The sequence below is a fragment of the Marinobacter sp. MBR-99 genome (assembly GCF_040547575.1).
Taxonomy (GTDB): domain Bacteria; phylum Pseudomonadota; class Gammaproteobacteria; order Pseudomonadales; family Oleiphilaceae; genus Marinobacter.
In genome coordinates this window covers 63,098-72,686 of the sequence record NZ_JBEPPY010000002.1, presented here as the reverse complement: position 1 = coordinate 72,686, position 9,589 = coordinate 63,098, and the positions used below count along the sequence as shown (strand labels likewise).

The following is a 9,589-nucleotide window of genomic DNA, read 5'->3' as shown; positions in this document are numbered from 1 at the left end:
GGTAACTTCAGGCTGTCACCGGAACCTGGTCAATCAGTCTCTGGAGCACGGTGTCTGCGGTCATGCCTTCAGCCTCGGCTTCAAAAGTCAGCAAAATCCTGTGCCGGAGTACATCAAAGGCCATGGTCCGGACATCGTCCGGTGTGACGTAATCCCTGCCGTCCAGCCAGGCCAGGGCTCGGGCGCAACGATCCAGCGCAATGGTGCCACGGGGGCTGGCGCCGAATGCGGTCCAGCGGGCCAGTTCCGGGTCCAGGCTGGCGGCATCCCGGGTGGCGAGAATCAGGGCTAACAGATACTGCTCAACCGGTTCTGCCATGAAGATATCCGATACCGCCTGGCGTGCAGACATCACCTGATCCTCTGTTAGACGAATGTCTACGTTCGGGATTCCCTGACGGTAGTCGCTGCGGGCAAGGTGCAGAATCTGTCTCTCGGCATCGGCGGACGGGTAGTGAATCACTACGTGCATCAGAAACCGGTCGAGTTGGGCTTCCGGTAGCGGGTAGGTGCCTTCCTGCTCGATCGGGTTCTGGGTGGCCATCACCATGAACAGTTTGGGCAATGCGAAGGTCTGCATGCCAACACTGATCTGGCGCTCACCCATGGCTTCCAGCAGGGCGGACTGAACCTTGGCCGGTGCGCGGTTGATCTCATCGGCCAGCACCAGGTTGTGAAAGATTGGCCCGCGCTGGAATTCGAACAGGCCGGTTTCGGCCCGGTAGATCTCGCTGCCGGTGACGTCAGAGGGCAGTAGATCCGGGGTGAACTGGATACGGTGGAAATCACCCTCGAGGTGGTCGGAGAGTGCTTTTACCGCGGTGGTTTTGGCCAGGCCGGGGGCGCCTTCCACCAGTAAATGGCCGTCAGCCAGCAAGGCGATCAGCAGCCGATCCACCAGTTTTTCCTGCCCGATGATGCGCTTTGCCAGCTGTATACGGAGGTCACCAAACGTTTGCTGTAACGACATGAAATTTTTTGCTCTTGGTTCTTGATAGTCCAGCGGGCGCGGGACGAAATTCTGCGTAAGTAGTTGCCGCAGTTTTGGTGTCTGGCCGGCAAAAATCAAGGGCTTGACTATGCTTATGTGACGATACCCTGATTACGTTTATTTCACACAAACCAGAGGTTGGATATGAATGCGCTGACAATCGCCAGCAAGGATCAGTTTTTCGAACAGTTGGCCGATGCGTTCTCAGAGAAAATTGCGAAGACCGAGGCAAAAAAGATTGCGGAATTCGCCCGACAGCATTATGCGCATGTTCCCCTTGAGGAATTGGTGAGTCGCCGGTTTTCAGATACCTATGGTGCGATGCTTGCGGCGTGGCAGTTTATACAGAAGCGTAATGCCGGGGCGACGCCTGTTTCAGTATTCAATCCCGATCTCGAAAGCGACGGGTGGCAGTCCACTCACACCGTCATTTTTATCCTGCACCCTGACATCCCGTTCCTGATCGACTCGCTACGAATTGCCATTAATCAGCGTGAGATCGGCACGCACTCGATTCAGTATTCCATCCTGAATCTTCAGCGGGACAAGGATGGCAAACTCAAGAAATTGCTATCCACTAAAAAGGCGACGGCCGGCGCAGCCTATGAATCGTTTATTGTCCTCGAAATAGACCGGCACAGCGCGCCAGAAGATCTGCGTAACCTTGAGGATGCTCTGCAGAATGTGCTTCATGAGGTGCGGATTGCAGTGGAGGACTTTCCGGTTGTCCAAAGTAAGGTGAGTGAGATTCTCTCCGAACTCGAGGCCACCACGGCCGGCATCAGTGACGAAGGAAAGCAGGAGGCGAAGGCTTTCCTGCAGTGGCTGGTGGAAGAGCACTTCACATTTCTGGGTTATGACGAATACGACTTCGCCAAAGACAAGCAGGGTATGGTGGTCCGCCGGGTGGAAAATTCGGAGCTGGGCATTCTCCGGGTAAATAATGAGCGCCCCGACAAGGTTCGCCTGAATGAGCTGCCGCAGCGAACCCGGCACGAAATGACCCGTACGGATGATATTTTCATCTTTGCCAAGTCGGCACAGCGTTCCCGGGTGCATCGCCCAGCGTACCCTGATTACATCGCGGTCAAGAAATTCAATAGCAAGGGTGAAGTGGTTGGCGAACGACGGTTCCTGGGCCTCTACACGGCCCGGGTATACAATGAGCGGCCCGATGAAATCCCCCTGTTGCGCCGAAAATTCCAGAGCGTTATGAAGCGTTCCGGCTTCCTGACCGACGACTACGCAGGCAAGGAGCTGGTGCAGATTCTCACTCTGTACCCCCGTGACGAGCTGTTCCAGATCGAAACCGACGAACTGCTGAGGGTGGCCAAGAGCATCCTGTACATCCAGGAGCGCCGTCGAATCGAGCTGTTCATGCGTGAAGACGTCTATGGCCAGTTTGTGACCTGCCTGGCGTTCTTCCCCCGAGATATCTACAACACCGAATTGAGGTTGAAGGTGGAGCAGGTATTGCTGGACCGCCTGGAAGCCGAAGACATTGAGTTTGTTACCCACTTCTCCGAATCGGTGCTGGCCCGGGTACAGTTCACCATCCGGGTGCCACAGGTTGAAAACCGACAGCTGCCGCTGGCGGAAATCCGGGACAAGGTCATCGAGCTGGCGCAATCCTGGCGTGATGGGCTGTATGAGGCGTTGAGCGAAGCCTACGGTGAAGAATACGGCAATGAGATGTACCGGGTCTGGGCGGGTGGGTTCCCGGCCAGCTATACAGATATGTTTTCGCCCCGGCGGGCTGCGATTGATCTTGAGCACATTGTTGCCTCTGCCCGCAATGATGACCTGGCCATGAGTTTCTATCGGGCGTTGGAGGAAGACGAGAGCACCCTGCATTTCAAACTGTTCTATCCGGATGAGCCGTTGCCCCTGTCGGACGTGATGCCGATTTTTGACAACCTGGGCTTCCGGGTCATTGGCGAGCATCCTTTCGAAGTCATTGATCGTGCCGGCAAGACGGTGTGGATTCACGATTTCACCTTGCAGGCCCATTCGGGAACCGTGGTCGACATTCATCGTATTCGCCCGATCTTTGAAGAGCTGTTCCGCCGGGTATGGCACGGTGAAGCCGAGAACGACGCGTTTAACCGAATGATGCTGTCGTCCTACATGAGTTGGAGAGAAATTGCGCTGTTGCGGACCTACGCCCGCTACATGCGCCAGATCCGTTTCTCCAACAGTCAGACCTTTATCTCCAACACTCTGGTTAACCATGTCAATCTGACTCGAATACTGCTGGAGCTGTTCGAAATCCGCTTCAATCCGGACCGTTTCCAGAGCTTCGGCAAGTGCCAGGCGGCCCAGCAAAAGCTTGAAATCGAGTTCAACGCCGGCCTGGACGAAGTGGAAAACCTCAGTGAAGACAGAGTGCTGCGGCTGTTCATGGAGCTGATGCAGGCCACTTTGCGCACCAACTATTACCAGCCGGATGCGGACGGCCAGCCGAAACCTTACATCAGTGTAAAGTTTGACCCATCCAGGATTCCGGACATGCCTCTGCCCATGCCCATGTTCGAGATCTTTGTATACTCGCCGAGGGTAGAGGGGGTGCACCTGCGTGGCGGAAAAGTTGCCCGTGGTGGCTTGCGCTGGTCAGACAGGTTTGAGGACTATCGCACCGAGATTTTGGGTTTGGTCAAGGCCCAACAGGTGAAAAACGCAGTCATCGTGCCTGTTGGCGCCAAGGGTGGTTTTGTAGCCAAACGTTTGCCGGACGCTTCAGACCGGGAGGCGTTCCAGGCTGAGGGAATTGCTGCCTACAAAACCTTCATTCGGGGACTTCTGGATATCACTGACAACCTGGTGGACTCAGCCATTGAGCCGCCGCAGCGGGTCATCCGGCACGATGAGGATGACCACTATCTGGTGGTGGCTGCAGACAAGGGCACGGCGACCTTCTCTGATATTGCCAACGGACTGGCGGCTGATTATGGCTTCTGGATGGGCGATGCGTTTGCTTCCGGCGGCAGCAATGGCTACGACCACAAGAAAATGGGCATCACCGCACGGGGAGCCTGGGTGTCGGTTGAGCGGCACTTCCGTGAAATGGGCATCAACCCGGCGGTAGACGAGTTCTCCGCCATTGGCATTGGTGATATGGCCGGTGATGTCTTCGGCAATGGTTTATTGTGCTCGGAGAAAACCCGGCTGGTGGCGGCCTTTAACCACATTCATATCTTCATTGACCCGAACCCGGATGCGGAAAAGAGCTACAAGGAGCGCAAGCGGCTGTTTGAGCTGCCCCGATCGGCCTGGACTGATTATGATGCCAAGCTGATTTCCAAGGGCGGTGGGGTCTTCAGCAGAAGCGCCAAGTCTATCCCGGTCAGCCCGGAGATGAAAAAGTTGCTGGGGATTAAAGCAGACCGTGTTCCGCCCAACATGCTGATTAGCCACATTCTCAAGGCAGAAGTAGATCTGCTTTGGGTGGGCGGTATCGGCACCTATGTGAAATCCACCGCTGAGAGCCACTCGGATGTGGGCGATAAAGCCAACGATGGGCTTCGGGTTAACGGTGGCGAGCTTCGGTGCAAGGTGGTTGGTGAAGGCGGCAACCTTGGCTTAACCCAGCTCGGTCGTATCGAATATGCCTTGAAGGGCGGCCGTCTGAACACTGATTTCATCGACAACTCCGGCGGTGTGGATTGCTCAGACCATGAAGTGAACATGAAAATCCTGCTCAATCGGGCGGTCGCCATGGGCGATCTCACCGGCAAGCAGCGTAATATCATGCTAGAAGAAATGACCGATGATGTTTCTGCATTGGTACTCAAGAACAACTACCGCCAGACCCAGGCGATCAGCATTGCCAGTATCGATACAGCACCGCGCCTGGAAGAATATCGCAGGCTGATGAACACCTTTGAAAACCAGGGCAAGCTGAACCGCGACCTCGAGTTTCTTCCAGCCGACGAGGCGCTGTCCGAGCGCAAACTGGTGAAGAAGGGGCTGACCCGACCGGAATTGTCAGTGCTCATCTCCTACGTCAAGGGCGACCTCAAACAGACGTTAATAGATAGCGACCTGCCGGATGACCCGCTGCTGGCCGGAGAAATGTACAAAGTATTCCCGAAGGAACTCACCAAGCGGTTTTCCTCAGAGCTTGGTGAGCACCAGTTGCGCCGGGAGATCATCGCGACGCAGATTGCCAACGACATGGTTAACCACATGGGTATCACCTTTGTCGAGCGGCTGAACCAGTCAACGGGCGCCGATGCAGCATCCATTGCCCTTGCCTGGATTATCGCCCGGGACGTGTTCCGCATCGATAACTGGTGGGACCGCATTGAAGCAATGGATTACCATGTGTCGGCGAGCCTGCAGATGGAACTGATGCAGGACCTGATGCGCCTGATGCGCCGCGCAGTTCGCTGGTTGTTGCGCAATCGCCGTGCCGAGCTCAATATCCAGAACCACATGGAACGGTTTGCTGACAGCGTCTGGGCGATTACCTCCAACCTGCCAGAGTACCTGGGCGAGCAGGCCTGTGCGGTCTGGGAGAAACGCCATTCAGACCTGGCCAGTGCCGGGCTGCCGAAAGACCTGGCCCAGGTACTGGCCGGTACCGGGTATCTGTACTCGTCCCTGGGCATTATCGAAGCTCAGGAGGCAACTGATATGCCACTGAAAACCGTGGCCAACCTCTACTACGATCTGGGTGAACGGCTCGACCTGAACTGGTTCGCCAACTCCATTGCCGTGCTGACACCGAATTCCCATTGGCAGGCGCTGGCCCGTGAGAGTTTCCGGGAGGATCTGGATTGGCAGCAACGGGCTCTGACGACGGGCGTCCTCAAACTGGCGAGAAAACCGGAAGATGTCATGGCCAGCGTGGACGCCTGGCAGGTAAAGCATCAGCCCATGATAGATCGGTGGAAAGCCATGCTGGCTGAGCTGAAGAGCGCTCGGGAGCCCGAATATGCCATGTTTTCAGTGGCATTGCGTGAGCTTCTGGATCTAGCCCAGAGTACCATGCATCAGTCGCCCGAAGACGCCAAGACCAACTGACTATTGCGTTATGCCGTTGATTCCCGTTCAATCCCGGGCGGGAATCAATGCCGGGAGACGTGTGAATGCCACACCTGCAACATTTATTGGAGAAGAACCGTGCCTGGGCAGACGGCATCAAAGCTGGCGATCCGAAGTTTTTCGAGCGCCTGAAGAATCAGCAGGCGCCGGAATATCTCTGGATTGGGTGTGCAGACAGTCGGGTGCCGGCCAATCAGATTGTCGATCTTATGCCGGGGGAGTTGTTCGTGCACCGCAATGTGGCGAATGTGGTGGTGCATACGGATTTCAATTGCCTGTCGGTGCTTCAGTTTGCGATCGACGTGCTTAAGGTCAAGCACATCATGGTGGTTGGCCATTATGGTTGCGGTGGAGTGCGAGCAGCGCTTCTGAACGAGGGCTTTGGTCTGATTTCCAACTGGCTGCGCCATGTACAGGATGTCAGGGACCGCCACCAGTCCGTTCTCGATGCTTTGCCAACGGTTGAGGACCGGGTGGACCGCCTGTGCGAACTGAACGTGTTGGAACAGGTGGCCCACGTGTGTCAGAACAACATTCTCCTGGAAGCATGGCGCCGCGGCCAAACCCTTACCGTGCATGGGTTTGTCTACGATGTGGCCGACGGCCTGCTTCGGGATATGGGGCTGGCGATTACCGGTGAAGAGGAGCGTGAAAAAGTTCGCCAGAAAAACCTCCAGGCCTTGGTGGAGCGACCGGTCCGGTCAGGACGTCAAAAAACATGACATCCTGAATGTCAAAAAGTGTCAAAGAATCGTGACGAGCGTCACTTGTTGACCCCTTGCGTCATCACAGATGGTCACCCCTGTGTTTGGTACATTAGGTACTGTAGTAATGAGGGAGGTGACCATGAAAGAACTGATGCAAAAGGCCCTGAGTGCTATTGAGGCTCGCAGAAACGCAGGCGGGAACATGAACCGCCATCGTCGGGACAGCAAGCAAGGCGAACCTCGTCCCCAGGAAGACTGGGGAATGTCACCGGAAGATGCTTTGCGTGTTGGCACGGTCGCGCGATATAAGTAAGACTTTCGCCATGTGCCCGCCGGTGCCCTGATTGACCGTTCCGTTTCCCTTTTTGATAAAGCCCTGATGTGCCGTGATGGCAGACTCAGGGCTTTTTTCCGGTTAGCATAGCCCGTTTTACGATCCAACGGGCTTGTTATCCATGTCTGCACTGACCAATACCCACGACATTCTTCTTCGTAACCGCGATCTGTTGCAGGGCCGGCTTGCTGTACTGGGCGTTAGCGAGCCGGCTGTGCTGTCTCAATGCGGTGACAGTGGCCTGGCCATGAGTGAGCATGCAGGCGTATACAGCGCACTGGTGCAGCAGTCGGACTGGCAGGCCTGTTATGGCTACGATACTGGTGGTCTGTCCGCCGCAAGTTACGACACGGTCGTGGTTTTTCTGCCTAAAGCCAGGGCAGAGCTGGCGTTGCGGCTGGCCATGGCGCGCTTTCTGGGTCGCGAAGGTGCCAGGTTAGTGCTGATTGGCGAGAAGAAAGAAGGCATTGGTGGTGCTGTCAGACAGTTCCAGGAAGTGGCTTCCGATACGGGTAAGGTAGACAGTGCCAGACATTGTCAGGTTTGGGTCGGCAGCAATAGCCAGCCCCTGTTGGTATTCGATATCCGTGAGTGGATTCGCTGGAGCCAGGTTGAGTGTGCTGGTGTTGAAATGGCTGTGGCAGGCTTGCCAGGGGTGTTCAGTGAAGGGGAGCTGGATGCGGGCACGCGCATGTTGCTCGAGACACTGGCGGAGTCGCCCTTGAAGGCGGAACGCGTGCTCGACTTTGCTTGCGGTGCGGGCGTGATCGGTAGCTGGTTGCAGGGCTTTGCCAAACGGCATGGGCGCCCACCGGTGACCGTTGATGGTGTGGATGTCCAGGCACAGGCGGTAATCTGTGCCGAAGCAACCTACGCCAGAGCCCTTGCGAGTGGCCAGATCCACGCGGCCGATGGGCTTTCGGGCCTCGAGGGGCGCTGGCAGGCAGTGGTGACCAATCCACCGTTTCACAGCGGGGTCAAAACCGACACATCGATGACAGAGCAGTTTCTTCGGGACGTGGCCGTTCATCTGGTGCCTGGAGGGGAGTTGCGACTGGTGGCGAACAGTTTTCTGGCCTACGAGGGCCACATCCAGCGGCATATCGGGCCGGTAGAGCGGCTGGCTCAGGACCGTCGATTTACGGTTTATCGGGCCTTTCGCCGCGCCAGTGCCGGATTGCGCCCATAAAAAAGCCCCTGGGGTAAGGGGCAAAGGTTTATCTCCGGAAAAGTGCCGATCGTCCGGGTGTGAAGTGCCGGGCGACGTAACCGGAAAGGGTGTTCGGCGTGAACAGTTCTAACTTAAGATTATTTTCTAGAGTAAACAGCCTAAAACCGGTCATTTTCATCAAACCTGAAACAGAGTGCCCAAAATGACAACCGCAACGTTAGAGTTCTCTGCTGGACAGCGAGTGCTCTGCCGCCCCGGTGTGAGTGATCCGAACTTGCGTGCCTGGGATGCAGCGGATGAGCTGCTTCTGGACGAAGCCGTGCGCCGTGTGCACGCCGGAGATCGTGTGTTGGTGGTGGATGACCAGTTTGGCGCACTTACACTTGGGCTGTCTGATTACACACCAGTATCGGTAGCAGACAGCGCTGTTCTGGCGGGCGCATTGAGTACCAACGCCTCTTTGAACCCGGAGGTTCCTTTCCCGACAAAGCCAGCCAGTTGGCTGAATCCACCTCAGGGGCCTTTCGATCTGGTGGTGATGCGTGTCCCCCGCCAGAGTGAGTATCTGGGTTGGCTGCTGCGCTGGGTGAATTCTGTGCTGGCAGACAATGGTTACCTGCTTGCCGGGGGCATGATCAAGCACCTTCCCGATCGCAGTGTGGACGTATTTGCCGAGGCGATGCCCACCGAAGCTGTTCTGCCAGCGCGCAAAAAGGCGCGAGTTGTGGTCTGTCGCCGGGGAGAGGTGAGGCTGGCGGGCTGGTCGGGGCTCTGGAAAGGGTATCCCGTTCCGGAAGTTCCAGTCGCCGTGGAGGCCATGCCTGCGGTGTTTGCCCGGGACCGTCTGGATATTGGTACCCGTGAGCTATTGCCGCTGGTAGCGCCGGCTGTCGCCCGGCTCCCGAGTGGTGCCCGGTTACTGGACCTGGCCTGTGGCAATGGTGTTCTTGGACTGACTGCGCTGGCCTGTCGCGACAATATCCGGGTCGAGTTTGCCGATGTGTCGGCCCAGGCTGTGGCCAGTGTGTGGCATAACCTTAGTCGTTGTGGCTTCGAGGCGAGGGCCAGTGTCTGCCACAGCGATGGCGTCGACAGAGGCGCGGGAAACTATCAGCTGATTCTGCTCAACCCGCCGTTTCATGAGGGTGGGGTAGTAGGCGATCACATTGCCTTGAGGCTATTCCGGGATGCTGCCCGGCACCTGGAACCCGAGGGCACCTTGTTGATAGTGGGGAATCGCCACCTGGGGTATCACCGCTCTCTGAAACGCTATTTCAGCAGTGTGGTGCAGCGGGCGGCAAGCCCGCGTTTCGTCGTTTTTGAAGCTTGCCTGTGAACCC

Annotated in this window: 6 protein-coding genes; 5 read left to right on the top strand and 1 reads right to left on the bottom strand. The window is 56.7% G+C overall.

Going from position 1 to position 9,589, the window contains the following annotated elements; all coding sequences use genetic code 11:
• Window positions 1-7 precede the first annotated feature (7 nt).
• Window positions 8-970 carry an AAA family ATPase gene (locus tag ABIE59_RS02115; RefSeq protein ID WP_354443818.1) on the bottom strand — a complete coding sequence of 321 codons (963 nt, stop codon included), beginning with the start codon at window positions 968-970 and terminating at the stop codon, window positions 8-10.
• A 165-nt stretch (window positions 971-1,135) separates the two neighbouring features.
• On the opposite strand from ABIE59_RS02115, the gene ABIE59_RS02110 reads away from it, so the two are divergent.
• From ABIE59_RS02110 to ABIE59_RS02090, 5 genes are all read left to right on the top strand, one after another.
• Window positions 1,136-6,016, top strand: coding sequence for an NAD-glutamate dehydrogenase (locus ABIE59_RS02110; RefSeq protein ID WP_354443816.1), 4,881 nt, complete (start codon window positions 1,136-1,138; stop codon window positions 6,014-6,016).
• Between the two features lie 65 nt (window positions 6,017-6,081).
• Window positions 6,082-6,759, top strand: a complete 678-nt coding sequence (can, locus tag ABIE59_RS02105; RefSeq protein ID WP_354443814.1) for a carbonate dehydratase — start codon at window positions 6,082-6,084, stop codon at window positions 6,757-6,759.
• Window positions 6,760-6,883: 124 nt separating this feature from the next.
• Entirely contained in the window at window positions 6,884-7,057 is a 174-nt protein-coding gene (locus ABIE59_RS02100) for a hypothetical protein (protein WP_354443812.1), read from the top strand.
• A gap of 142 nt (window positions 7,058-7,199) precedes the next feature.
• Window positions 7,200-8,267: a class I SAM-dependent methyltransferase gene (locus tag ABIE59_RS02095; protein ID WP_354443810.1), complete on the top strand. Its 1,068-nt coding sequence runs from the start codon at window positions 7,200-7,202 to the stop codon at window positions 8,265-8,267.
• Between the two features lie 184 nt (window positions 8,268-8,451).
• On the top strand, window positions 8,452-9,585 hold the full coding sequence (locus tag ABIE59_RS02090) for a class I SAM-dependent methyltransferase (protein WP_354443808.1): 1,134 nt from the start codon (window positions 8,452-8,454) through the stop codon (window positions 9,583-9,585).
• Window positions 9,586-9,589: the final 4 nt, after the last annotated feature.